Genomic DNA, 24,738 nt, shown 5'->3' with positions numbered 1-24,738 from the left:
CGGCGGGTAGCTTGAACGAAGCTACCCGCCGCCCCTATTTTTTTGTTGCACGGTGCCGCCTATATGCCGCTGATTATTTACCGCAGATTATTTATTTACCCTCAGCGTAGCTGTGTACCCGCGCCACCGACACCGGAAAATCAACCGGCACCCGACCGAACAGCAGACGCGCCGCCTCCGCAGCGCCCTCACGCACAATACGCTCCACGCGATCCGCCTCCAGCTCGGGGCCGCACAGCAGAAGCTCATCGTGCAAAAAATACACAATGCGGGTGCGCATTGACATACCAAAAATCCGCTCCGACAACAGACGAGAACGCACCGCGCCCATCCAGCACAGAGCCCACTCCGCCGCCGTACCCTGCACAATAAAATTGCGGGTCATACGCCCGTGCGCACGCGCAGTCGACACCGCACGCGACTCAGCCGCTGGCGAAGACCGATCAGCCACAATCTCACGGAAACGCTCATCCACCGGCGGGGACGTACGACCCAAAAAAGTCGTCACCTGACCGCCCGACTCACCAATACGAGCCGCACGCTCCGTAAACTCCATCGCCTGCGGAAAAAGCGCCGCCACATGCGGCAACAGGGCACCAATCTCCCCGCTGCGACCGCCATACATAATCGCCAGCATGCCCACCTTCGCGTGGGAACGCTCCGTCAAACCCACACCCTTCAGGCGCGCCAGCTCGGCAATACCCGCATACAGGTCAGCGCCACGACCCGCCGAAGCGAGCGCCTCATCACGGCTCAACGCCGCCAAAATACGCGGCTCAATCTGCGAGCCGTCCGTCACCGTCAGCACCTGACCCTCCGGCGCCTGCACCGCCTGACGAATCTCCGCCGGAAGCTGCAACGCACCACCGCCGGAAGCGCCCCAACGCCCGGTCGCGGCGCCACCCACCTCAAGATGCGGGCGGAACGCACCCTCAGAAACCCACGTATCAGCCCACGTCCAGCCGTTAGCAGTCCAAATACGGTACAGCTTCTTATAACGCAGAATCGGGTCAATCAGCGCCCAGCGCTTTTCCCGCTGAGCCGGAATCGCATCCGCCCAACTCTTCAACTCCCACGACCGCGTAGACTTCACCGAAACCCCCGCAGACTGCAGAGCACGCAAAAGATCCTGCGGCGAATCCGGGTTCAACGACGGCATAAACAGCATGCGCTGAATCTGCTCCGCCAATTCCTGCATCTTCTGCGGACGCTCACCAGGCACCGGACGCGGACCCAACAACTCGCACAGATGCTCATGATGCGCCTGCACATTAAATGGGATGCCGTAATAACCAATCTCAGCCGCCACCAGCGCACCGGCAGACTCAGCCGCCGCCAAAAGACGCAGCCGCTCCGGGTGCCTTGACTCGCTAATAGCGCGCGCCTGCGCCAGCCACTCACGCATCAGTACACGCACCACCGGATGCTCCGGTAGCAGAGTCACCGGGCCCGCCGCCAACTGCGGGGCAAAAGGCTCATGAGGCGCCGCCTCCAGGAAGTCCGGGGAGGAATCGGTGGGGGACTGGGCGGTGCTGGTAGCGGGGGCACTCAAAAAATCAGCGCCGAACAGCTCCTCCTGACCCTGAATCTGCCGCGCCATCGGCAGATACCCCTGAGGCTCGGCCGCCTCACGCACATCAGAAAGATCTAGCACCGGGCTGTACTCCACAAAACCGCTCGGATGCGTAGCGGCAGTCACCAAAATTCGCTGCACCAGACGCAAATCATGGCACAGATGCACCCGCACCCCGCGGCGCAGAAGCAGCGGGTCAACGTGGCGGGTATCAGCCCAAATCCAGCGGGGGAAACGCGCCTGTACCGAATCTGCCGCCTGCCGCTCTACCTCTCGCACATACGCCGGAAGATTCGCCGCGCTCACCCGATCCGCCCGCGTAATCCGCGGAATAAAGGTCGGGTCCTGCAACTGTTCAGCGGTCGGCGCCGAAAAATGAAAAGCACCCCACGAGGTCACCGGTTGAGCACCGCGCGACGACGCACCCGCGGCAATAGCCGACGTGACCGGGTGCGCGGGGGTGCCGGTCTGGGCGGTAATACCCGCGCCGGTGGCAGGACTGAGCAGAACGTACATTCTTCCATTATCGAGGATGTGTCGGTAGAACGGGTGGTGCGTGGTTATCACCAGAATTTACGAGTGGTTTGTCATAAAAGCGCCGGATGCGTGCGTTTTGTTCGTTTGAGGTGCGTGCATCGTGGATATTTCGGGGGTGCGCGAAGAGTTATCCACAGAACGCTCATTCTCTTAAAAATCGAGGCGGGTGCAATGCTCTCCTAGAGTCATGAACCCCGCCATGAACCCCTTCAACAATCCCGCCGGGCACCCTGCCAACAATCCCGGCAGCCCCAACGGCTGCCCGCCGCGTGCCGCACAGGGCGTGAATCAGTCGGGCGCACAGAATACGGGCATACAGAATACGGGCGTCCAGAACACCCGCGCGCACTCGCTGCCCGCCCTGCTCATTCCCGAAGACTATCGCGCCCGCGCCGTCGCCCTGCACGCCCGCGAGCTGATTCTGCGCTCGCCGCAGATGAGTGCTATCGCCCTGGGCGGTTTTAGCGGCGGTTTCAGTGCTGGATTTAGCGCCGGGGTTGAGAAGACGGTCGAGAAGGCAGGGGAGCGGCCGCCCGCAGGTGACGCAACCGTCGCGGGCAGTGCAAACACCGCGAGTGCCGCGGGCGGTGGGTTACTCCAAGAATCCCAGCCCCTCCGCGAGATTCTCGAAAACGCCGTGGATGAGGCAACCTGCACCATCGACGGCGGATGCCAGGGGAATGCCTGGGGGAACATGAACGCAGAAGGAACGGGCGCAGACAGAACTAATGTGACGAAGCCCCGAAAATTCCGCACCAAAACGGTGCAAGCCGCGCCCGCCTCCTGGAGCTACCCCAGCGTGGAATACGTGCCCGTCAACCGGCAGACTGCGCTGCGCTACCTCGCGGCGGAACTCTACGGCCTCGGCGCCCTCGACCTGCTCCTTGACGAGGGGCAACGCGCCGGAACCATCACCGATATTTACGTGAACTCGCCCTGCGATATCTGGGTGGGCATCAACGGAACCACCCGTCCCGTGGCGCTGAGCCTCGGCAATAAGCGGCGCGTGCGTGACCTTGCCGAGCGGCTCATCCGCAGGCACGGCGGGCAGCTGGATGCCGCGCATCCGGCGGCTGACATTAGCGACGAGCACGGCAGGCGCATCCACGCGATTATCCCGCCGCTGAGCGAACGCACCCGGCTCTCCGTGCGCCTACCCGCCCGCGAGCGCCCCACCCTGGCGCAGTTGCAGGCCGCGGGGCTGTGCGATGAGGCGACCGCTGCCTACCTGCGCCGCATGATTGCCGAACGCCGCGGATTCCTCATTAGCGGGGGCACCGGCACCGGCAAAACCACCCTGCTCAATGCCCTGCTGGGGCTGTGTACGCCGCAGGAGCGCCTCATTCTGCTCGAAGACACCCCGGAACTCGCGCCGCAGCATGAGCAGGTTATTGCCCTCAAAACCCGTGCCGCTAACTCCGAAGGCGCCGGTGAAATCGGGTTGGGTGAGCTGATTGTACAGGCGTTGCGTATGGGCCCGGATCGGCTCGTGGTTGGTGAGTGTCGCGGCGCGGAGGTGGTGCACCTGCTGACCGCCATGAACACCGGTCACCGCGGTGCTGGAACGACTCTGCACGCCAATAGCGCGCAGGCGGTGCCCCTGCGTTTGTGTGCCCTGGGTGCGCTCGCCGGACTGGATAGTAGAACGGTCGCTCTACATACAGCGACGGCTTTTGAACGCATTATTCACCTGGAACACCGGGATGGTCGCCGCCGCATCGAGGGTATCTACAGCCTGCACCCCGCCACACAGGGGAGTGAAGAGTACCTGCAGGTCAGGCGTATTTCTACCGGGTCTGATGTTGGGTACTAGCCCCCGAAATGGGGGAAGCAGAAAACGTGAAAGGAGGAAGCAATGAAGCAGAACGAGAAGAGCAACGGAAGCCTTCGCGAACGCTGGTCTGAGCGCCTAGCTGGGCGCATCGCCGGAGCAGCCAGCGCCGAGGAAATGCGCATGTGGCCGCTCATGCTACGCACCCTCGCCCTGAGCCTGCGCGCCGGCATCCCCCTGCAGGAGGCGGTGCACGCCGACCCGGGCTCCGGGCAACTCGGACAGTTCGGGGAGAACGAGCTGGTGCCGGGTACGGGGAAAACGCGCGCGAAGAAAACAGCCGCCCGGAAAAGCGCCCGACCCCGACGGGCACGAGGCCTCTCGCCCCTTTCCGAAGACTACGGGCACAAGCGGTGCGCCGAAGATATCCGCCGCTTCACGCAGGCTCTCGCCACGGTTACCTCCTGGGGTGCCCCCGCGCACCTCGCCTGCGCCCAGCTGCTCGAAAATAGCACCCGGATGCGCCCGCACAGCCGCGAGCGCCTGCACGACCTGCAGCTGAGCCTGCGCATGAGCGAGAGCGCCGGTGCGCCGCTCGCCACGAGCCTGGAACGCGCCGCCGAACACGCCGAAGAACGCATCGACGCGCTCCTGGGCAGGCAGAGCGCTCTCGCCGCACCGCGCGCCACCGGCAGGATTCTCTCCTGGCTACCGTTGCTCGGCCTCGGCTTGGGGGTGCTCATGGGAAGCGACCCCGTGGGCGTGCTGACCGGATCCATTCTCGGAGCGCTCACCGGCATGCTCGGGCTGGGGCTCGCCTTCGCCGGGCGCCGCTGGACCGCCGCGCTCGTGCATCGGGCGGAGGTGGAGAGCGCGGCAAGTAATGGAGTCGAACAAACCTCGAACGTGCCGCCTGTTGATACCGCCCTCGTGCTGGAACTGCTCGCCGCGCAACTACGCGCCGGGCTCGCACCGCTCGCCGCCCTGGGCACCCTCGCCGAGGCGCTCAACAGCCGAGCGTTGCACACGGTCTGCCAGCGCCTGCAGATGGGCAGCGGCTGGGGGAGCGCCTGGTCGGGCTCCGCGGCGGGAACCTTCGGTGAGCTGCGGGATGCGCTCGCCCCCGCCTACACGGGCGGTGCACCCAGCACGGCGCTGTTGCTCTCCCTAGCCGATGCGCACCGCCTCAGCGAACGCCGCGCGGCAGAACGCGCCGCCGGAAAGCTCTCCGTAGCGCTCGTGGTACCCCTCGGACTGTGCTCGCTGCCCGCCTTTATCTGTCTGGGTATTGTGCCCATCCTCATTTCGCTACTACCCACGCTGACCGGCTAGAGAACCAAGCCCATAAGCACTGTCGACAAGCCGAAATGCTGAAAAGTTTAGACCTTCGCCCATCTGCCAAGAACGCAGACGAGCACCCACTCCGCCCCGAATGTTCAGGGCACAACGAAAGGAAAACCAATGACGAACACCCTCTGCGAAGCAATCCGCCACGACCTGCACGCTGTCGGCGCTCCGGGCAACGCCCCGGTCGGTGCTCCGGGTGGCATTCCGAGCGAAATTCAGCCCGCCGCGCTCGGTGCCGTGCAGGGCGCTGAAACGCAGACCATTCTGGGTCCCGTGCCGCTGTCCGTTGCCATCGCAACCACCATGAAGCAGCTGCGCGAAGAATGTCCCGAGCTTTTCACTGATACCGAGCTTTTCAGTGACGCTGAACTTTCCGCCGGCGCTGAACAGAAGCATGCCGGCCCCAGGATTGACCCTAACGAAATGGAGATTGATATGAACACGGACCGTCTGAACCCCGACCAGGCGCTGACCATTGCCCGCGCGCTCGCCGAGGGCTGCACCCTGGACGAATGCGGCGCTACCTGCCGCAGCCTGGGTGAGCACGCGCCCGGCTGCACCGAATATGTGCCCGCTGAGGGGCACGAAAAGGCGCTCGAAGACTACGCCCCCGCGGGTGACCCGGAGGAAGGCGCCTCCACCGCGGAGTACGGCATTGTGATGCTCGCGGCGGTCGGTTTCGCGGGTCTGCTGGTGCTGATTCTCAAGTCGGATGAGGTGCGTTCCATGCTCCTGGATATTGTGCGTAACGCCCTGTCGATTGCGGGCAATACGGGGCTGCTCTAGAACCTTTGGTGAACCCGCGTAGGGTTTGCTTCTAGGTATTGGAAGTCCTGGAAAATCAAGTCAGAAAGGAGGAATAAAGAATGAATGCTCATGTGAATTTGGGTGCTTTGCGGTGCGCTCGTCTCGCAGGAAAAGTCGGGGCGGAATCGGCACCCTCAACCCCGCACAAGAGCCCAGCAGAAGAGGGTGTGATTACCGCCGAATTTGCGGTTGCCCTACCCGCCGTGACGGTGGTGCTCGCCCTCTGCCTGGGTGCCGCCTCTACGGGGGTTGCGCAGCTGAAAGTGGAGGAGTCCGCGCGAACGGCCGCACGAGCCGCCGCCCGCGGGGATTCCGAGGCGCAGATTCGCTCCGCCGTCAGCCGCATCGACCCGGTGCAGAGCGTGCAGATTTCTGTTTCTCCTGATGCTGTCGCTTCTGATGGTGCGGTCGCCGCGGATGCGGGGCGTGCCCGGGAAGTGCACGTGCGGGTGAGTCGCCTCGCCCCCGGCGTAATCGGCTCGGCAACCGGCTGGGTGCTGCGGGCGGACGCTCACGCCCGCGTTGAAGGCAACGGTGGCACTCAGGAAAGCAGTGACAGTGAAGAAAGTACCGGCAGTGATGGCGAATAGAAGCGCGGTTCTTGCTTGGTCTGCGGACGAATATTCCGAAGAGGGTAGCGGCACCGTCCTCGCCCTCACCATTATTGCCGCGCTACTGGTGGTGACCGTGGTGATTGCCGGGCTGATCGGGGCGGTGTCCGCGAACCGCAGGGCGTCCGCAGCCGCCGATTTGAGCGCCCTCGCGGCAGCGGACGCCTACCGCGGGCTCACTGAGGGCGACCCGTGTGCGGTCGCGGCGGATCTTGCCGAACGCCACGGGGCACACCTGGAATCCTGTACGTTTCCGGACCGCCCTGAAACGGTGGAGGTGACGGTCGCCGTCCCCGTCGCAGGGCCCATGGGGATGTTGGGCCCGGCGAGGGTGCGTGCCCGCGCCGGGGCTGAACACCCCGAAGAAGAGTACGCCGAAGAAGAGCACGCCGCGGCGGGCAACGCGGAGGAGCTGAGCCCCGATGAGGTTACCGAGCTGGAGGAGGAGCTGGATACTGGGCAGGACTCGGTGCCCGAACCTCCTGAGCCGGAAAGCCCAGCCGACTAGGCTATTTGCGCTCGCCGGGAGTTGTCATCCCAGCCCGTCCTGCATCCCCAGCACGCCCCGCACCCCAGCGCGTTCTACGCCTCCGCCATGCTCCGCAGCATTACCTGCAGTAGTGCCCGCGCGCCGTGCTTGCTGAGCGGCTCGTTGCGGTTGCCGCACTTGGGCGAGTGCACGCAGGAAGGGCAACCGTTGTCGCATCCGCAGCTTTCGATGGCTTCGAGGGTGGCGCTCAGCCACTGCGTAACCGCGTTGAAGCCGCGCTCGCTAATGCCCGCGCCGCCGGGGGCGGCGTCGTAGACGAAAATGGTGGGTCTGCCGGTGTCCACGTGAAGCAGTGTGGAGAGCCCTCCCAAGTCCCAGCGGTCGCTGGTGGCGATGAGCGGTAGTAGCCCGATGGCGGCGTGTTCGGCGGCGTGCAGGGTGCCGGGGCCGTCCTCTTCGGTCACGCCCGCGCCGAATAGGTAGCTGGGCTCGAAGGTGAACCAGACCGCCTCGGTCATGAGCACTTCCGGCGGCATGGGTTGCGCCTCTTCGCCCAGGTATTCGCCGCCGTAGACGGAGAAGCGCCGGTAGCCGGTGACCTGATCGGTGACCTGAACCTGCCCGCGGTGCATGGTGAGCGGGGCGAGCTGCGGTTCGCCGGGAGCAGTCTCGCCGGGAGTAGGCACACTGGGAGCAGTCTCGCCGGGAATCGCTTCCCCAACAGCGTTTTGCGCACCGTAACTAACCCGCGCACGCTCCGCCAGAATACGCACCTCGGTGCTCTCAACGGCGCGCGTGTAGTAGTCCGGGTAGACGCGGCTGAGCAGAATCACGCGCTCGCCCTCGCTGAGGGACTCGACCACGTACTGCGCGCTCTGGTGAATGTAGATTGCGCCCGGGTGCCCCTGGCTCATGGCGTGTGCGGCGTCCATGGTGCCAACCAGGGTGCCGTCTTCGGTGTCGATGAGCTGGTAGGGTCCGCCGCCGGTGCCGCGGATATCGACCAGGTCGGCGGCGGATTCGGCGTGCGTCCAGTACCAGCCGTCCGGGCGGCGACGCAGGTATCCCTGCTGTACCAGTCGGTCCAGCAGTGCGGCGGTGTGCGGTCCGAACAGGCTTAGCTCTTCGGTGCGGATGGGCGCCTCCTGCGCGGCGGCGCACAGCTGCGGGGAGAGCACGTACGGGTTCGTCGGGTCGAAAACAGTCGCCTCAACCTCCTGCCCGAAGATTGCCTCCGGGTGGTGCACCAGGTAGGTGTCGAGCGGGTTGTCGTCGGCGATGAGTACAGCGAGCGCATCCTGACCGCTTCGGCCCGCGCGGCCCACGCGCTGCATGAAGGAGGCGCGGGTACCCGGCCAGCCCGCCACGATGACCGCGTCCAGTCCGGAGATGTCGATGCCCAGCTCCAGTGCGGAGGTGCTCGCCAGGCCGAGCAGTTCGCCGTTGCGGAGCTTGCGTTCGAGTTCGCGGCGCTCTTCGGGGGTGTACCCGGCGCGGTATGCGGCGACGCGGTGGGAGAGGCCCTCCTCCACCTCGTCGAGGTAGCGTTGGGTCTTCTGCGAGAGGATTTCTACGCTGCGGCGCGAACCAGCAAAAACCAGGGAGCGGGTGCGGGAAAGCACCAGGTCGGTGAGCATTTGCGCGCCCTGCTCCACGGGGGAGACGCGGCGCGGCGCCTCCTGCTCAGCCTTCGACTGGACTGCCTGCTGCTGGGTGCTGCGGGCGCCCTTGGCGAGCTGATCGTGCGCCTTGGGCGGCATGAATTCGGGCTCCCAGAGCGCGACGGTGGTTTCACCGCGTGCGGAGGTGGACTCGGTAATGGCGGTGACCGCCTGCTGCGGCACGCCGATGAGCTTGGAGAAAGACTCGACCGGGTTGGAGCTGGTTGCGGAGGCGCCGTAGAACACAGGCACGGTGCGGTAGAGTGCGCAGACGCGGCGCAGGCGGCGCAGCAGATTGGCGATGTGCGCGCCGAAAACGCCGCGGTAGCTGTGTGCTTCGTCGAGCACCACGTAGCGTAGCCCGCGCAGGAAGGATGCCCACTGCCGGTGGTTGCTCAGGATTGAGTAGTTGAGCATGTCCGGGGTGGTGAGGATGAAGTTGGCGTGTTCGCGGATCCAGCGGCGTTCGCCGGTTGGGGTGTCGCCGTCGTAGCTTGCCGCGTGGAGTCCGGGCAGGTTGTAGGAGGTGAGGGCGGTGAGCTGGTCGGCGGAGAGTGCCTTCGCCGGGGAAATGTAGAGAACGTTCGCTCTATTATTGAGGTTTTCTGCCCCGGAATACGCGGAAGTCGAGCTCACTGGCTCGCCGCAGGATGCGCGGTAGATAGCGTCCAGGGTGGGCATGAGGTAGCTCAGGGTCTTGCCCGAGGCGGTACCCGTCGCCACGATCACGTGACCGCCGCTGCCGGTGCTCTTCGCTGATGCCTCAGAGCGCTCAGTCTCAACACGCCCCGCCTGCCAGCCGTAGCGCGCCGCGCTCGCCGCCAGCGCCGCATCAAGACCCGCATGGGCGGCGTCTGCCGCCTGCACCTGGTGGGCGTAGGGCTCGGCAATGCCGAGCGATTCAAAGGCCTCCACCACGCGCGGATGCAGCCATTGCGGCCAGGGCGCGTAGCTCGCCTCCCTAGCGGGAACGGTGTGGATATGGGTCATCTGCTCGGGCAGGGTTCCGGTGCGTTCCGCCTCCGGCAACAGGGATGCCAGTACCTGCTGTGCGCTCGCGGGAAGCTCGCGGTATTGCAGCGTTTTGGGGTGCGCCGCAGACTGCCCCTGCGCCTGGTTGGGTTGGTGTACAGACTGGTGCGCGGACTGCTGTTTGGGGTGCTGGTTGGGATTCTGCGAAGGGGTGCTGTGCGGCATGGGTTCCATTGTAGAGCGGCGGGCTAAAACCTGGTCTTCCGCCGGTCGTATGCCGCGCTCAAACCGCGCCCCGAACCTTCGCTGGCATACGCTCCGAACCCGCCCCGAACCTTCGCTTGCACACGCCCCCAGTACCGCCCCAGCCCCGCCGACCCCGTAGTCAGTGCGCACATATCAAAAAATCTGCATGCTTTAGGCGTATATGACGATAAAATAGTTTCGTGGCTCAAAATAAGATTATTCTGTATTACCAGTTCGCCCCCATCGCCGACCCGCAGGCGGTCATGCTCTGGCAGCGTGCCCTCTGTGAGAAGCTCGGCCTGCGCGGGCGCATCCTGATTTCCAAGCACGGCATTAACGGCACCCTCGGCGGCGAGATTAACGCGGTCAAGGCGTACACCAAGGAAACCCGCAAGTACCCCGGCTTCAAGAACATGGAGTTCAAGTGGTCCGAGGGTGGCGCGGAGGACTTCCCCCGCCTGTCCGTGAAGGCTCGCGACGAGATTGTGGCTTTCGGTGCTCCCGACGAGCTGCAGGTGGACGAGAACGGCGTCGTTGGCGGCGGCGTGCACCTGAAGCCTGAAGAGGTCAACAAGCTCGTTGAAGAGCGTGGCGACGAAGTGGTCTTCTTCGATGGCCGTAACGCGTTCGAGGCGAAGATCGGCAAGTTCAAGAACGCTATCGTTCCCGACGTGCGCACCACCCACGACTTCATCCGCGAGATCGAGTCCGGCAAGTACGACCACATCAAGGACAAGCCGGTCGTCACCTACTGCACCGGCGGTATCCGCTGCGAGATTCTCTCCGCGCTCATGAAGAACCGCGGCTTCAAGGAGATCTACCAGATCGACGGCGGCATCGTGCGCTACGGCGAGAAGTACGGAGACAAGGAACTCTGGGAAGGCTCGCTCTACGTCTTCGACAAGCGCATGCACATGGAGTTCACCCCGGACACCGTCACCATCGGCAAGTGCGAACAGTGCGGCGCCCCCTCGAACAAGTTCGAGAACTGCTCCAACGATTCCTGCCGCGAGCTGGTTCTGCTCTGCCCCGAGTGCGCAGCTGATGACGCGAAGCGCCACTGCGTGCCCGAGTGCTCGGTGGACCGCGAAGCAGCTGAGGCGAATGCCTAATGGCAGCCGCTAAGGGCGGCGCGGTTCAGATCTCTGAACCTCGCATTGAGGAGCACCCGGCGATGGTCGTTGCCGGCGTTTCGCAGGTGTTCCCCCTGGACGGCGACTTCTCCTCGCTGTGGGATGAGCTGAATCAGAAGGCGTCCCCGGCGATGCTGGATGTTCTGAACGTGACCCAGTACCTGGGCGTGTGCACTCAGCCGAACCCGAAGGGCCAGGTCCGCTACACGGCGGGTTTCCTGGTGTCGGAGCCGGCGAGCGCGGCGAAGCTTGGTCTGGGCGTGCTGGAGTTGCCTGCGAGCACCTATGCGGTGGTTGAGGTGACCGGCCCGATTTCGGAGTCCATTCCGGCTGGCTTTGCGAGCTTCGAGGAGGCGTTCTTCGCGAAGAATCCGCAGTACCGCCCGGTGGGTGGCCTTGAGGTGTACGGTCGCGGCGATATGCAGGCGGCTGATTACCGTATGGAGCTGTGGGTTCCGCTGGTGAAGCGTTCCTAGGGCAGTTTGTTTCTGCCGTTGTAGTTGCAGTTTTAGCTGTTGAATAGAAGGGCCCGGTGGTGCGATGCGTTCGTTCCGCCGGGCTTTTTTGTGCCCTTTTTCGGCTATATTTTGTGCCAGCATTTTGTGGCGGTATGTGTGCGCCGGGCGGGTGAGGCGTGCAGGTGGTGTGTGCAGCGAAAGTTGGGGAGGGATGCTCTGTGCGTAATACCCTGAAACAAAATACTTGACATGTAAAGTAATTGGGTTTAGATTTAAAACACTAGCCCGGCACTACAAGAGCCCGAGCGCAACCCGCAAAGGAAAAACCATGAGCACCAACCTGAACAGCACCCCGCAGCTTGACGAGTCTATCCGCATTAGCCACCTCGAACCCATGCGCGGCGACGAGAAGAAGCTCGGCTTCCTCTCCTTCGGCCACTGGGCTGAGGTCCCCGGCTCCCGCGTACCCTCCGCTGCAGAATCTCTACACCAGGCAATCGACCTTGCCGTAGGTGCTGAAGATATCGGGCTGGACGGTGCGTTCTTCCGCGTGCACCACTTCGACCAGCAGCAGGCGACCCCCTACCCGCTGCTCTCCGCAATCGCCGCCAAGACCGAACGCATCGAGCTCGGCACTGGCGTGATTGATATGCGCTACGAAAACCCGCTCTACATGGCAGAACTTGCAGCCATGGCAGATCTCATTGCGGCGGGTCGACTGCAGCTGGGTGTCTCCCGTGGCTCGCCCGAATCCGTTATCCGCGGCTTTGAGAGCTTTGGCTACTACCCGGCAGAAGGCGAAAACGAGGGCGACATGGCGCGCCGACACCTCGACATTTTCCTCAAGGCAATTGAGGGCGAGGGAATGGCGCCCAGCGCTCGCGTGGCGGGCAAGTATGCCCCCGTACAGCCGCAGTCGCCGGGTCTGCGCGACCGCATCTGGTGGGGTGCAGGTACCGATAGCACCGCCGTGTGGACCGCGCAGAAGGGCCTGAATCTCATGTCTTCAACCCTGATGCTGGAAGATAAGGGTATTCCGTTCGATCAGCAGCAGGCGCAGCAGATTCGCCTTTTCCGCTCCGAGTGGGTGAAGGCGGGCAATTCGGGTGTTCCGCGTGTTTCGGTGTCCCGCTCGGTGCTGCCCATTATTGATGAAACCTCGGCGCGCTACTTCGGTCGCCGCGCGGCAGAGGACTCGCAGGATTACACCGGCATTATTGACAACAGCTTCTCCCGCTTTGGTCGTAGCTACATTGGCGATCCGGCGGATATTGCCGAAGAGCTCGCCCGTGACGAGGCAGTCCAGGCAGCGGACACCGTGCTGCTGACCGTACCAAACCAGCTGGGCGTGGACTTCAATCTGAAGATGCTGGATGCCATCGTCAAGGAAATCAAGCCCGCGCTGACCACCAAGTAAAGCCCCTCAGGTGAAGACTCCGCAGAACCTTCTGCGCTAGCAGGGTTTCGCGCCAGCGTGCCGCCGTCGCTTCCGTGATGGGCGGTGGTCGCTGATGAGCGCGAACTCTGCCGCCTCCCGAGGGCAAGGGCGCGGAGCACGTGCGACAGCCCGCACAAGTGGACAATTGGTCAGTTATCACTGTATAGTCATCGTATGCTGACTATTGCTTCACACCTCGACGTCATGAACCGGCTCGGCCGCGCCATGGCCGACCCGACACGTTCCCGGATTCTGATGACCCTCCTTGACGGCCCGAGCTATCCAGCCGTGCTCTCGCGCGAGCTGGAGCTGACCCGCTCGAACGTGTCCAACCACCTGACCTGCCTGCGCGATTGCGGAATCGTCGTCGCCGAGCCCGAGGGCCGCCAGACGCGCTACGAGATCGCCGACCCGCACCTCGCCGCGGCACTGACGTCCCTGATCGACGTCACGCTCGCGGTGGACGAGGCAGCGCCGTGCATCGACTCGGCATGCTCGGTGTCGGGCTGTTGTGGAACGGCGGCGGGAGCATGAGCGAGACCCTGACCACCGCACGCCGCGCGATGCTGCACCGGCGCGTCCGCTTCATCGTCGGCTTCACGATCACGTACAACGTAATCGAGGCAATCGTCGCAGTCTGGGCAGGCGTCCTCGCCTCGTCCGCGGCGCTCATTGGCTTCGGGCTCGACTCGGTTGTCGAGGTACTCTCGGCCGCGGCTATCACCTGGCAGTTCACCCGCAAGGACCCTGAGCGGTGGGAAACGGTCACCGTCAAGGCCATCGGCATCGCGTTCTTCGCGCTGGCGGCCTACGTCTCGATCGACGCGGTGCTGGCCCTGGTCGGCCAGGAGGGCCCCGACCGCAGCCCGCTGGGTCTCGGTATCACCGCGCTGAGCCTGGTCGTCATGCCTCTGCTGGCGTGGATTGAGGTCCGCACCGGGCGGGAGCTGGGCTCCAAGAGCGTGATGGCCGACGCCAAGCAGCTCATCCTGTGTATCTACCTCTCCGGTGCAGTGTTCATCGGCCTCGTCCTCGACAGCCTGTTCGGCTGGTGGTGGGCTGACTCGGTCGCGGCGCTGGTCGTGGCGGTGCTCGCGGTGCGCGAAGGCCTGGAGGCCTGGCGCGGCGACGTCGAGTCGCCGTTCGAAGTGCTAGAGGACCTTGAAGACGAGGACGACTAACCCGTCACCCGACGATGAAGAGCCAGTGCTGCAACCCAGGCATGCGCTACGAAAACCCGCTCTACATGGCTGAACTTGCCGTCATGGCCGATCTCATTGCGGCGGGTCGACTGCAGCTGGGGGTGGACTTCAACCTGAAGATGCTGGAGGCAATCGTGAAGGAAATTAAGCCCGCGCTGGCCACCAAGTAAAAGTCCTGAGGTGAAGGTCCTTGGGCAAAGGTCCTTGGGTAAAGACCCCGTGCCAAGCTGTTTCCAGCGCTCTGTAATGCGCTGAGATGTTTGTCCCCATACAGCTTGAGCCACACATACAGCGATGCCCCGGCAGGCACCCGCAAAGGTTCCGCCGGGGCATTACTATGCTCACGTTCTTAGAAATCCTTCTATCTAGAAGTCCCTCTGTCTAGAAATCTTTCGTCTTTTCCCAAGGCTCAATAGCGCCCGGAACCACCTCAAAGAGCGGATGCGCACACGCCGCCAGCCCGGACAGGTAGGTGGCAACCGCCTCCAGCGGCTGCGGATGCGCGCGAAAACGAATCAGCTGCGGATGGTTCGTGTACCCGCGAGTCAGACCCCGCAGAACCTTCTGCGCCAGCAGGGTTTCACGCCAGCAGGCGACCAGGGCGCGGCGATCGAGTAGACAGGGGTGAAGGGACCAAATACGCACGCCTAGCCCTGCGCTTCTGCAGTGCTCTCGCCAGCCGATTCAGCGCCCGCGTGCTCGTCGCTAAAGTGCAGGAAGCTCTTGAGCACCAGCTCACGCACCGCATGCAGCAGGGTGTCGCGCGGATGCTGCTCCTGCGTACCGCGTGCCGCGGCGGCCGCCTCATCGTATTCGGGCCAGGACAGCAGCATGGCAAGAGCCGCCACGATTTGACCCACGGCAAGCTCACCATCGCTCGCCGACGCAAAACCAGCCGTCTCGGTGGAGAGCAGCTGGGTGCGGCACAGACCTGAACCGGCACGCAACAAAATGACGCTGGGATGCTCGGCGCCGGGGCGGCCGTGGCGCTCCTCGGTGACGTCCTCGGCGACCTCCAGGTGCGTGGCCAGGAGCGCCTCATCGTCCATGGCGGCGAGGCGGTCGTAGCGGCGCACGGACCCGGTGAGGGCGCGGGCGATGGGCTGCTGAATCGGATAGGTGATCTCCTCGAAACGCTGCAGGGGATCGGTCGCACCTGCCGCGGTCGCCTCGGTCGGGCGGCGCAGCCAAATCATGCCGAAACCAATAGAATGAACGTTCCGGGAAGCGAAGTCGTTCAGGTACGCCACATAGGTCTGCTCGTAGTGGCTGCGGTCGCGGTTCTCGCTCGCATCCTTCAACCAGGTCTCGGCGTAGGAAGCGGGGGTCAGCGCCTCACGCTGAATAAACCACGCCTCCGCGCCGCCGTCGGCAACCCAGGCACGCGGGCGCTCATCCCACGGGCGCGGTGCTTCCAGGTCCTCAGAATCGCGAATAATTTCCCAGTTGCCCAGCATCTGCGCGCGGCCACCGGGCACCAGCACCGACGGTAGCTGACGCACCATCGTGCTCACAATTTCGTCACCGGGCAGACCACCGTCACGGTAGGTGAACTGTTCCTCGGCGCTCTCACCGGCAACGCGCGGGGTAATCACGAACGGCGGGTTCGACACCACCAGGTCGAAAAGCTCACCGGCGACCGGCTCCAGCAGGGAACCCATGCGCAGGCTCACGCGCGCCTGCGGGTTCTGCGGGTCAATGTTGAGAGTCTGCGCGTTCAGCAGCAGGTTAAAACGGGTGAACGCCAGGGCACGCTCCGAAATATCGGTGGCGGTCACGTGCTCAGCGTGGGCAAGCAGGTGGAAGGTCTGAATACCGCAGCCGGTGCCTACATCCAGGGCACGTTTGACGGGGGTGCGCTCGGTAATCTGCGCCAGAGTCAGGGAAGCGTGACCAATGCCGAGCACGTGATCCTTACGGAGCACGCCGGGTCGCTGATGCGCGCCCAGATCGGCGGCAACAAAGATTTCGGTGCCGTCATCGGCAGCGTGCGGGCGCAAATCAACGCTCGCGGACCAGCGGGCAGAATCCGCAGCGTCACGCTCAATCAGCGCGGCATTCTCAAAGTCAACCAGGGTATCGCCGAAAACCTCGGCTGCCTCAGCCTCAGTGAGCGGGCGAGCCAGCAGGAAAAACGCCAGCAGACGCGCCAAGTTCTTCTCACCCGCACTGTAATCGCCGCGCAGAATATGCTCCACACGCCACAAGCCCGGAACTACTTGGTCGCGAGCCATCGCCTCAGCCGCCTCAACACCGAGCAGTTCCTGCACAGCGTCATAGCTGTAGTTCAACGCCAACAGGCGTTCACGGATGCGGGTCAGGCGGGCGTAATCATCGCTGCGGGGAGCATCCGCAACGGCGGCGTACTCGGGAGCGAAAAAGGCGGCAGAAATAGTCATGCACACCATTCTACGCACCCGCCGCATCTGCCCGGGCGCGCCCACCGCGTATAGGCGGCAGCGCAATGACACAGTCCCGACCCACCCACTGACCAAAACCGTCATCTGCGCAAGAGCGCCCACCCCATCGCATACACTGAAACCATGAGTAACCTGTACCCCGATGAAAGTATCAGCGTCGACAAGTGCTGGGAGCGTCTGCACGCAAACACTCTCGGCCGCCTCATCCTCACTGACGGACAGCACGTCGATGTGCTGCCCGTGCTCTACGCCGTCGCCAGCCAAGACGACAAGCAGGAAATCTATATCCGCCCCACCCGCGGCAACAAGTTCTCCTCCGTGGTGGTCAGCCGCCGCGTCGCCTTCGAAATCGACGAAACCCTCGAAGACGGCATCCGCTCCGTCATCGTGGTCGGTATCGCCCACTGGCTGCCGCCGGAAATGACCCCGCAGATTGTGCGCACCTTCGACCTGCCCGACTCCGAAACCCACGAAATGCAGTGGGTGCGCATCGCGCCGCAGACCGTGTACGGTCGCGAATACCCGTTGCTGCCCGCATACCTGGACGGCACCCATCCCGACTCGGACACCCTCACCAGCTAGAAACGCAGGTGAGCGGGTGCGGTGCGCCCCAGCACCCGCCCCCATGTACCCCGTGCACACACCACCGCTCCGGTACCGTATGATGTACCGAGTACCCTGCGCGCTCATGCAAGCTCAACACGCCCGGTCCTCATCAACCAGAACCGTGCCAGCTCGCCTCGCGCCGGGTCACCGCGCGCTCGCCGCATGAAACGCACCGAGCGCACCACATCAACCCAACATAAACTACACCCCCACCGATCACCTCACCCGCGTACACCACAACCAGTCGGCGCCCACAAGCGCCAGCGTAGGTTATGGTTGAATACGTAGCTTTTCAACACACAGATAGAGGAGTGCCGTGCCCGCTCAGGCAAAGAACGGAAAAGCCCTGCTGATTGTGGAGTCTCCCTCCAAGGTCAAAACCATCAGTAGCTACCTCGGCGAGGACTACCTTGTCGACTCGTCCATGGGCCATATCCGCGACCTTCCGCAGCCCTCCGAACTGCCCGAAAACCTCAAAAAGAGCCCCGTCGGCAAGTTCGCTGTCAACGTTGAAGAGAACTTCGAACCCTACTACGTGGTCAACCCCGACAAAAAGAAAAAGGTCGCCGAACTCAAGCGCAAGCTCAAAGAAGTAGACGCGCTCTACCTGGCAACCGATGGTGACCGCGAAGGTGAAGCCATCGCATGGCACCTGAAGGAAGTCCTCAAGCCCAAGGTACCCGTCTACCGCATGACCTTCCCCGAAATCACCCGGGAAGCCATTCAGCGCGCCTTCGGCGAACTGCGCGACATCGACCTGCACCTGGTCGACGCGCAGGAAACCCGCCGTATCCTCGACCGCATCTACGGTTACGAAATTTCCCCCGTACTCTGGCGCAAGGTCGGCCGCGGCCTCTCCGCAGGTCGCGTGCAGTCCGTCGCAACCCGCCTCGTCGTTGAACGCGAACGCGAACGCATGGCCTTCGTCGCCGCCAACTACTGGGACCTGACCGGACGCTTCCTGACCGCAGCCTCCGAAGGCTTCGACGCCAAGCTGGTCGCCGTAGACGGCAACCGCATCGCCACCGGCAAGGACTTCGCCGACAACGGCACCCTCAACACCTCCAAGGTCACCCACCTGAACGAGGAAGCCGCCCGCGCGCTCGCCGCTGCCCTGCAGTCCGCCGCGTTCTCCGTACGCTCCGTTGAGACCAAGCCGTACAAGCGCCGCCCGGCAGCGCCGTTCACCACCTCCACCCTGCAGCAGGAAGCCGCACGTAAGCTGCGTTTCTCCTCCCGCGTGACCATGCAGGTGGCGCAGCGCCTCTACGAAAACGGTTACATCACCTACATGCGTACCGACTCGGTGGCACTGAGCGAGCAGGCTATCTCCGCCGCACGCCGCCAGGCATCCGAGCTGTACGGCGCCGAGTTCGTGCCCTCCGCACCGCGCGTGTACACCTCCAAGAGCAAGAACGCGCAGGAAGCACACGAAGCAATCCGCCCCGCGGGTGACACCTTCCGCACCCCGGACGCCGTGCGCGGCGCCCTGTCCAACGATGAGTTCCGCCTCTACGAGCTGATTTGGAAGCGTACCGTCGCCTCCCAGATGGCTGACGCGACCGGTTCCACCGCCTCCGTGCGCCTGGGCGCCGTGGCATCTAACGGCCAGGACGCCGAGTTCGCTGCATCCGGTACCGTCATCACCTTCCGCGGCTTCCTCGCCGCCTACGAGGAGGGCGTTGACGCATCCCGCGTGGCTGAGCGTGAGGCGAAGGACGCTGAGAAGCGCCTGCCGAACCTGACCACCGGCGAGGCACTGACCGCCGAGGCGATTGAACCCGCTGGCCACGAGACCCTGCCGCCTCCGCGCTACACCGAGGCGTCCCTCGTGAAGACCCTGGACGAGCTGGGCATCGGCCGCCCGTCCACCTACGCGGCGGTTATTTCGACCATCATGGACCGCGGATACGTGAACGTTCGTTCTGGTTCGCTGATTCCGTCCTGGATCGCGTTCTCCGTGGTGCGCCTGCTCGAATCCAGCTTCGGCCCCTACGTGAACTACGAGTTCACCGCGCAGATGGAAGAAGACCTCGACCGCATCGCACGCGGCGAAGAATCCCGCGTCGAATGGCTGGGCGAGTTCTACTTCGGCGGCGGCTCCAAGCGCGGTCTGAAGCCCATCGTGGACAACCTCGGCGAGATTGACGCCCGCAGCATCAACTCCATCCCGATTGCGGACGGCATTGTGCTGCGCGTGGGCAAGTTCGGCCCCTACCTGGAAGCCGAAGGCACCCTCGACACCGAGACCGGCGAACTGACCGAACCGATTCGCGCGAACGTACCCGCCGACCTGGCACCGGACGAACTGACCGAAGAGAAGGCACGCGAACTGCTCGAACAGGGCAAGTCCGACGGCCGTGTGCTCGGCGTGGACCCGGTCTCCGGCAACCAGATCGTGGCACGCGACGGCCGCTACGGCCCCTACGTCACCGAGGTGATCGAGGAGATGACCGAGGAGCAGATTCAGGCGTACCTGGACGCGCAGCCGACCGAATACTACAAGAACGGCAAGCCCAAGCCGAAGAAGAAGCCGAAGCCCGCCAAGCCGCGCACCGCGTCCCTGTTCAAGTCCATGGACCTGGCGACCGTGACCCTTGAGCAGGCACTGCAGCTGATGAGCCTGCCGCGCGTGCTCGGTACCGACGCTGAGGGCGTGGAAATCACCGTGCAGAACGGCCGCTTTGGCCCGTACCTGAAGAAGGGCACGGACTCCCGCTCGATTGGCAGCGAGGACGAAATCTTCACGATTACGCTGGAGCAGGCCCTGGAGATTTACTCCCAGCCGAAGCAGCGCGGTCGTGCGGCGGCTAAGCCTCCGCTGGCTGAGCTGGGCGTGGACCCGGTCAGCGAGAAGAAGATCGTGGTGAAGGACGGCCGCTTTGGCCCGTACATCACCGACGGTATTACGAACATTACGGTTCCGCGTGCGGAGTCGGTCGAGTCGCTGACCCACGAGCGTGCGGTGCAGCTGCTGGCTGACAAGCGTGCGAAGGGCCCGGTCAAGCGTAAGGCCGCCGCGAAGAAGACCACCACGGCTAAGAAGACTACGGCTAAGAAGACGACCGCAAAGTCTACTACCGCGAAGAAGACGACCACTCGTAAGACCGCGGCGAAGAAGACCGCCGAGTAGCCTGACGCGTTGTCAGCAGCCAAGTAGCGTTTCTACTTGAAGGCGCAGGATGTGCCCCCTGAACCCCATAGCGGGGTGGGGCGCCTCCTGCGCCTTTTGCGTGCCCGGGGAACGTTTGTGCTCGGTGTGTTCGGCGCGTTTTTTGTGTCCGCGCTGTGTTTTTTAGGCTTGCGCTGTGCTGATGCTGGGCATCCGCCCGGATTGTTTGCGGAGTGAGCCGCGCCTCTGACAGACTGGAAGAGGCGCCGCACCTGCGGTACCGCACACAGACGATATCCCGCCGCGGGGCGGGGGAGGGGAGCGCACCATGCGCCTGGGAGTTCTGGATGTCGGGTCGAATACGGTCCACCTGCTGCTGATTGACGGCAGCCCTGGAGCGCGCCCCGAACCGTACGCGTCGCACAAGATTCCGCTGCAGCTCGTGCAGTACCTCGATGCTGAGGGCAACATCTCGCAGGAGGGTGCGGACGCGCTGACCCGCTTCGTGACTAGCGCCCGCGACTTCGCTATCGAGAATGAGGCGGAGGACCTGCTGGCGTTCTCCACGAGCGCTATCCGCGAGGCGGGTAACGGCTCGGCGGTGCTGCAGCAGGTGCGTGAGCAGACCGGCGTGAGCCTGAACGGTATTTCGGGCGATCAGGAGGCGGCGATTACGTACTTTGCGGTGCGCCGCTGGCAGGGCTGGGGTGCGGGCCGCGTCCTTGATTTTGATATTGGTGGCGGCTCGTTTGAGTTTTCGACGGGTACGAATGCGTTGCCGGATGCGGCGATGAGCGTGCCGTTGGGTGCGGGCCGTCTGACGCGTGAGTTTTTTGATGAGCAGCCGCCGAGCCCGAAGCAGGTGAAGCGTCTGCGTAAGTATGTGCGTGAGCAGATTGCCCCGGTGGCGGAGAATCTGCTGCGTTATGGTGCGCCGGATATGACGGTGGGTACGTCGAAGACGTTCCGTTCGTTGGCGCGTATTTGTGGTGCGGCGCCGTATTCGGCGGGTCCGCATGTGAAGCGTGAGATGCATCTGCAGGATTTGCGCCTGTGGACTCGTCGCATGGAGGCGATGACTGTGGAGGAGCGTAGTGACCTGCCGGGTGTTTCGAAGGCGCGTGCGGAGCAGATGCTGGCGGGCGCTATCGCGGCGGAGGCGGCGATGGAGGCGTTTGGGGTTGAGACGATGCGCGTGTGCCCGTGGGCGCTGCGTGAGGGTCTGATCCTGAAGCGTATTGAGCACCTGGCGGAGGGTACGGGTACTCCGGTCAACCCGAAGACCCTCCTGGGTGAGTAGAACACGATGATGAACCCCGCAGGCTGGTGTGTAATGTGCACCGCCCTGCGGGGTCACCGCTTTTCTTTTGTATATAACCCGCCGACAAAGATGTAGGAAAGGAAAAATCACCGATGAAAATCCAAGAAGTTATTGACGAAGTCAATGAAGCCTGGGGCGAAGAGCATGAAGAAAAAAGTAGAAAAATATTCCGAGATAGTGTACTAATAAACCCATTGTTAAAATTTATTGGGGTTACATTGATTTATTTATCTGGGATTATTATATATTCATTTAAGAGCTTTTTGGTTGACTCTTCAGCAGGGGTAGAATTGATTCAGGGGTGGGGGTATGTATTTAATATTCCCTACTTTTTATTTGATATTCGTGCAAGCATGATTTTATCCTTGGCGAGCATTCTTTTGAGTTTATATGTGAGTGTTGGTAAATTTGCAGAGGGGGCTGAGGGTCCTTCTGGGGATGCGCGGCGAGCTACTTATAGAAAGTTCGCACTTTTTACTAGTCGTTTCATGTTTGTGGTATTTGTTCTTAATTTTTGGCATGGTTTCCTTTCTGGTTATTTTCAAGGAAGTTCGTATGCTCCTGAAATTTTAGGTTCGTGGAAATATGGTCCTGAATGGGGTAAATTAATTATTCCTTCAGATATGAATCTGGGTAGATATAATGAAATACCTTTATGGATTTTATTGTTTTTTGCTTGGTTCACTCTATCTTCTGCTTCGTTTCTTGCATACAATGAAAAAGATATTCTTATACGAAACGCGTATCTTTTTGGAAGGAGTAACCATATTTACAGCAATGAATCGCTTAGCCTTGAATATCGGTTGGCTAGAGATTTAGTAGATAGTGTTCAGAACCCGGGTCAGCCTCCTTATAAACTGGGCTATCGATATAGTGGTTTGGATAAATATGACGGGAAGTTTTCTTATGATTCCAGCTATTTTGGATTTAAGTTTGATGTAAAAATTTCTACCTATTTAAAGGATTGTAAAGTCCTAGCCATTCTTGTTGTGTGGGCTATAGCAATTGCCTTGTTTGCTGTATGCTCGACTAATTATATTCAAGGTGGCAGGGTGTTTCTGGTTTCTCTGGTTGTTTTCTTCCCGATTTCTGCCTTTGAGCTCTTTAATTCCGTCCTTGACAGAAATCACTTGAATAAGAGTATTTATCGCGAGGTGGTTATGAATATGAGTTTAGGGAAAAGAATTCTGGATTATGTAAAATCTTTTTGGTCGGAGGCATTGGCTAAATTTATTGGTAGGGTTATTGCGGCAATGTTTTTAATTGTTGGATTCTTTTATTTTCTTGGTAGGGCTATGCGGGCGGGTATTCCCGAAAACCCAATTAATTCCAGGGACTTAATGTATGCACTATGGATTTTACTGTTTGCTTTCCTTGTTTATCTACTGGCGTTTTTTCTGCGAGTTGCCATGCGTCGGATTTATGTCGCGGAGATTAATAGGTATTCATATAAATTCATATCTGCACAGTTTCCTTATTATTGCGATTTAGAAAATGTAAAATATCTGATTGTTGCGTATGCTTATTGTTCTATGTTGAGAATTAATGGGTATTACTCAATCTATAGATCTGAAATCGGTGTAGTTGAGGCTGAACCGAAGGGGCAAGAGTTATCTGGGTGTGAATCTGAAATAAAGGAAAAACCTGAGAACCATAAATTATGGTGGAATCACCTTCGAGTAAAAGGTCGTAAGTAGCCTCCAGTTTTCGCAAGGGTAAAGGTCGAGAAACCACCTGCGACATCAAGTTTTCTAAGGTTTTTGGAGGGTGAGAATTTATATAGTTTAGAAAATGTTTCTACGGGGAGAAGCTCAGTAAATTTAATATGGGAGCTATGGGAAGTTTAAAATTTTTGTCATAGTAATTAACTGACAATACTAGGAAAGGAGTAATCATCGATGATGAAGCAAATGCTATTAGCGCAGATGCTAACCGAAGGAGCTGAAGCTACACAGAGCTCTAGCGCGTTGCCGTGGGGAACATGGATACCTTCTGTAATTGGTCTTCTTGGGTCACTTATCGTTGCATGGTGGAGTGGTCGAAAGATTGATAAGCAGATGGAGCTGTCAAAACAAGCTACTCCCCCTGAACTGACTCGTTATAAGACTTGGCTTGAAGTATCAGAGGTATTTAAAAAACTAGAAGGTGTCAAGGACACGGGTACACTAGCCGATTCGAAAGAGTATCAGGAAATTGAAGCTTCTCGGAAAGTTGCTCTTGAGCGTGCTGTGTGGGAGCGGAAGGTGATTTCTGAATGTTCTAATATTCAGGCTCAAAAGCTTGTAATGGAAATCCCGGAATCAAAAATATATGAAATTCATAACCCGGATATTTATCGAGGAATTGAACTTTCTGTAGATTCTTATATAAAGCCAAAAGCTTCTGGTATCCTGTGGCTTATTCCCCTATCGATGCTTTCTTTATTCCCAATCTTGACGGTGATAATTTCGGGTGGTAGTTCAGGAGATAGGAAATTTGCTGTTATCTTTTTGTTAGTTATGCCCATCCTTCTTTTTCCTATGTTTCGTCATCTTGCCCCAAATCAATATAGCGGAATCTTTGAAGCTAACTATTTCCTTAGGAAAACGAGGGTTGAGGTTTTATTGGATAGGCGTAAATCTAATGATGTCAATAATTGTGAACCTATCTTTCATAAGGTTGATAAGTATTGGGAAAAATGGTATCGAAGGGAGGGGCTTCGGTATGCATCGTTTTATGATACCTGGGCTGAAAATATCCACTGCCCGTGGGAAGGGAAGTGCTGGGCAGGAAGGGTGTGGCATAAGGTCTGGTGCTACTTTTTCCCCGGAATTTATGTAAGAACGATTTTTAAACCTAATATTCTTAAAGCTTGGGGTTCTTATAAAGAGGAAAGTCTGAACGTTGATTTGGGGCAGAAGAATAAAGATTCCTCCTCTGAGCTTCATGGAAATAAAGACGCTCAATCACTGAAGTCTGATGCCCTAGAAGAATCCGATCCTACGCTTCCTCAAGGGTAAGCACTGAGAAGCCACATGTGTTTCGAGAAGCCAC

At 60.9% G+C, this 24,738-nt stretch carries 19 protein-coding genes and 1 pseudogene; 16 read left to right on the top strand and 4 right to left on the bottom strand.

What is annotated here, in order from left to right; translation table 11 throughout:
- Positions 1-91: 91 nt before the first annotated feature.
- Complete coding sequence (locus tag HMPREF2928_RS00425) at positions 92-2,089, bottom strand: bifunctional 3'-5' exonuclease/DNA polymerase (RefSeq protein WP_070686932.1); 1,998 nt, start codon at positions 2,087-2,089, stop codon at positions 92-94.
- Positions 2,090-2,297: 208 nt separating this feature from the next.
- On the opposite strand from HMPREF2928_RS00425, the gene HMPREF2928_RS00420 reads away from it, so the two are divergent.
- The 5 genes from HMPREF2928_RS00420 (at position 2,298) to HMPREF2928_RS00400 (ending at position 7,154) form a co-directional block, all read left to right on the top strand.
- The gene (locus tag HMPREF2928_RS00420; RefSeq protein WP_246823529.1) at positions 2,298-3,923 is read left to right on the top strand and encodes a TadA family conjugal transfer-associated ATPase; all 1,626 of its coding nucleotides are present in this window, start codon (positions 2,298-2,300) and stop codon (positions 3,921-3,923) included.
- 42 nt (positions 3,924-3,965) lie between these two features.
- A complete protein-coding gene (locus HMPREF2928_RS00415; protein WP_070686928.1) occupies positions 3,966-5,213 on the top strand; it encodes a type II secretion system F family protein in 1,248 nt (415 codons plus the stop codon).
- A 129-nt stretch (positions 5,214-5,342) separates the two neighbouring features.
- A complete protein-coding gene (locus HMPREF2928_RS00410; RefSeq protein WP_070686926.1) occupies positions 5,343-6,014 on the top strand; it encodes a DUF4244 domain-containing protein in 672 nt (223 codons plus the stop codon).
- A 188-nt stretch (positions 6,015-6,202) separates the two neighbouring features.
- Positions 6,203-6,625, top strand: coding sequence for a TadE family type IV pilus minor pilin (locus tag HMPREF2928_RS00405; RefSeq protein ID WP_239664236.1), 423 nt, complete (start codon positions 6,203-6,205; stop codon positions 6,623-6,625).
- Complete coding sequence (locus tag HMPREF2928_RS00400; RefSeq protein WP_141752945.1) at positions 6,594-7,154, top strand: Rv3654c family TadE-like protein; 561 nt, start codon at positions 6,594-6,596, stop codon at positions 7,152-7,154. Before HMPREF2928_RS00405 ends, HMPREF2928_RS00400 begins: the two co-directional genes overlap by 32 nt.
- 74 nt (positions 7,155-7,228) lie before the next feature.
- Here HMPREF2928_RS00400 and HMPREF2928_RS00395 read toward each other — a convergent pair whose 3' ends face one another.
- Positions 7,229-10,003 (bottom strand): DEAD/DEAH box helicase, encoded by a 2,775-nt coding sequence (locus HMPREF2928_RS00395; protein WP_070686922.1) that lies wholly within the window; start codon positions 10,001-10,003, stop codon positions 7,229-7,231.
- Between the two features lie 212 nt (positions 10,004-10,215).
- Between HMPREF2928_RS00395 and HMPREF2928_RS00390 the strand changes: the two genes are divergently transcribed.
- The 6 genes and pseudogenes from HMPREF2928_RS00390 to HMPREF2928_RS09310 all read left to right on the top strand — a co-directional run.
- A complete protein-coding gene (locus HMPREF2928_RS00390; protein WP_005504694.1) occupies positions 10,216-11,127 on the top strand; it encodes an oxygen-dependent tRNA uridine(34) hydroxylase TrhO in 912 nt (303 codons plus the stop codon).
- Entirely contained in the window at positions 11,127-11,624 is a 498-nt protein-coding gene (locus HMPREF2928_RS00385; RefSeq protein WP_005504695.1) for a GyrI-like domain-containing protein, read from the top strand. Before HMPREF2928_RS00390 ends, HMPREF2928_RS00385 begins: the two co-directional genes overlap by 1 nt.
- Positions 11,625-11,934: 310 nt before the next feature.
- On the top strand, positions 11,935-13,023 hold the full coding sequence (locus tag HMPREF2928_RS00380; protein ID WP_070686920.1) for an LLM class flavin-dependent oxidoreductase: 1,089 nt from the start codon (positions 11,935-11,937) through the stop codon (positions 13,021-13,023).
- A 195-nt stretch (positions 13,024-13,218) separates the two neighbouring features.
- The gene (locus HMPREF2928_RS00375) at positions 13,219-13,578 is read left to right on the top strand and encodes a Cd(II)/Pb(II)-sensing metalloregulatory transcriptional regulator CmtR (protein ID WP_070686918.1); all 360 of its coding nucleotides are present in this window, start codon (positions 13,219-13,221) and stop codon (positions 13,576-13,578) included.
- Positions 13,575-14,225 carry a cation diffusion facilitator family transporter gene (locus tag HMPREF2928_RS00370; protein WP_049347144.1) on the top strand — a complete coding sequence of 217 codons (651 nt, stop codon included), beginning with the start codon at positions 13,575-13,577 and terminating at the stop codon, positions 14,223-14,225. The genes HMPREF2928_RS00375 and HMPREF2928_RS00370 overlap by 4 nt, the downstream gene beginning before the upstream one ends.
- 41 nt (positions 14,226-14,266) lie before the next feature.
- Positions 14,267-14,350, top strand: a pseudogene (locus tag HMPREF2928_RS09310) (luciferase); the annotation flags it as partial.
- A gap of 277 nt (positions 14,351-14,627) precedes the next feature.
- Here HMPREF2928_RS09310 and HMPREF2928_RS00360 read toward each other — a convergent pair.
- Both HMPREF2928_RS00360 and HMPREF2928_RS00355 read right to left on the bottom strand, forming a co-directional pair.
- On the bottom strand, positions 14,628-14,891 hold the full coding sequence (locus tag HMPREF2928_RS00360; RefSeq protein ID WP_049357223.1) for a pyrimidine dimer DNA glycosylase/endonuclease V: 264 nt from the start codon (positions 14,889-14,891) through the stop codon (positions 14,628-14,630).
- Positions 14,892-14,893: 2 nt separating this feature from the next.
- Complete coding sequence (locus tag HMPREF2928_RS00355; protein WP_049341012.1) at positions 14,894-16,645, bottom strand: DUF7059 domain-containing protein; 1,752 nt, start codon at positions 16,643-16,645, stop codon at positions 14,894-14,896.
- Positions 16,646-16,789: 144 nt separating this feature from the next.
- Between HMPREF2928_RS00355 and HMPREF2928_RS00350 the strand changes: the two genes are divergently transcribed.
- The 5 genes from HMPREF2928_RS00350 to HMPREF2928_RS00330 all read left to right on the top strand — a co-directional run bounded on the left by HMPREF2928_RS00350 (position 16,790) and on the right by HMPREF2928_RS00330 (position 24,704).
- Entirely contained in the window at positions 16,790-17,248 is a 459-nt protein-coding gene (locus tag HMPREF2928_RS00350; RefSeq protein WP_070686915.1) for a pyridoxamine 5'-phosphate oxidase family protein, read from the top strand.
- A gap of 340 nt (positions 17,249-17,588) precedes the next feature.
- Positions 17,589-20,405, top strand: a complete 2,817-nt coding sequence (gene topA / locus HMPREF2928_RS00345; RefSeq protein WP_070686912.1) for a type I DNA topoisomerase — start codon at positions 17,589-17,591, stop codon at positions 20,403-20,405.
- 307 nt (positions 20,406-20,712) lie between these two features.
- Positions 20,713-21,684: a Ppx/GppA phosphatase family protein gene (locus HMPREF2928_RS00340; protein ID WP_070686910.1), complete on the top strand. Its 972-nt coding sequence runs from the start codon at positions 20,713-20,715 to the stop codon at positions 21,682-21,684.
- A gap of 113 nt (positions 21,685-21,797) precedes the next feature.
- A complete protein-coding gene (locus HMPREF2928_RS09040; protein WP_141754930.1) occupies positions 21,798-23,402 on the top strand; it encodes a hypothetical protein in 1,605 nt (534 codons plus the stop codon).
- 201 nt (positions 23,403-23,603) lie between these two features.
- Complete coding sequence (locus HMPREF2928_RS00330; RefSeq protein ID WP_070686906.1) at positions 23,604-24,704, top strand: hypothetical protein; 1,101 nt, start codon at positions 23,604-23,606, stop codon at positions 24,702-24,704.
- Positions 24,705-24,738: the final 34 nt, after the last annotated feature.

Origin of the sequence: Rothia sp. HMSC072B04 (genome assembly GCF_001813725.1) — a bacterium.
Classification (GTDB): Bacteria; Actinomycetota; Actinomycetes; order Actinomycetales; family Micrococcaceae; genus Rothia; species Rothia mucilaginosa.
The sequence above is the reverse complement of the archived record's forward strand: the minus strand, read 5'-3'. Positions and strand labels throughout refer to the sequence as shown.

Coding starts and splice junctions, on each gene's coding strand:
- HMPREF2928_RS00340 (WP_070686910.1), top strand. CDS start 20,713: ATGCGCCTGGGAGTTCTGGATGTCGGGTCGAATACGGTCCACCTGCTG.
- HMPREF2928_RS00420 (WP_246823529.1), top strand. CDS start 2,298: ATGAACCCCGCCATGAACCCCTTCAACAATCCCGCCGGGCACCCTGCC.
- HMPREF2928_RS00350 (WP_070686915.1), top strand. CDS start 16,790: ATGAGTAACCTGTACCCCGATGAAAGTATCAGCGTCGACAAGTGCTGG.
- HMPREF2928_RS00425 (WP_070686932.1), bottom strand. CDS start 2,089: ATGTACGTTCTGCTCAGTCCTGCCACCGGCGCGGGTATTACCGCCCAG.
- HMPREF2928_RS00385 (WP_005504695.1), top strand. CDS start 11,127: ATGGCAGCCGCTAAGGGCGGCGCGGTTCAGATCTCTGAACCTCGCATT.
- HMPREF2928_RS00375 (WP_070686918.1), top strand. CDS start 13,219: ATGCTGACTATTGCTTCACACCTCGACGTCATGAACCGGCTCGGCCGC.
- HMPREF2928_RS00355 (WP_049341012.1), bottom strand. CDS start 16,645: ATGACTATTTCTGCCGCCTTTTTCGCTCCCGAGTACGCCGCCGTTGCG.
- HMPREF2928_RS00395 (WP_070686922.1), bottom strand. CDS start 10,003: ATGGAACCCATGCCGCACAGCACCCCTTCGCAGAATCCCAACCAGCAC.
- HMPREF2928_RS00330 (WP_070686906.1), top strand. CDS start 23,604: ATGATGAAGCAAATGCTATTAGCGCAGATGCTAACCGAAGGAGCTGAA.
- HMPREF2928_RS00415 (WP_070686928.1), top strand. CDS start 3,966: ATGAAGCAGAACGAGAAGAGCAACGGAAGCCTTCGCGAACGCTGGTCT.
- HMPREF2928_RS00370 (WP_049347144.1), top strand. CDS start 13,575: ATGAGCGAGACCCTGACCACCGCACGCCGCGCGATGCTGCACCGGCGC.
- HMPREF2928_RS09040 (WP_141754930.1), top strand. CDS start 21,798: ATGAAAATCCAAGAAGTTATTGACGAAGTCAATGAAGCCTGGGGCGAA.
- HMPREF2928_RS00380 (WP_070686920.1), top strand. CDS start 11,935: ATGAGCACCAACCTGAACAGCACCCCGCAGCTTGACGAGTCTATCCGC.
- HMPREF2928_RS00410 (WP_070686926.1), top strand. CDS start 5,343: ATGACGAACACCCTCTGCGAAGCAATCCGCCACGACCTGCACGCTGTC.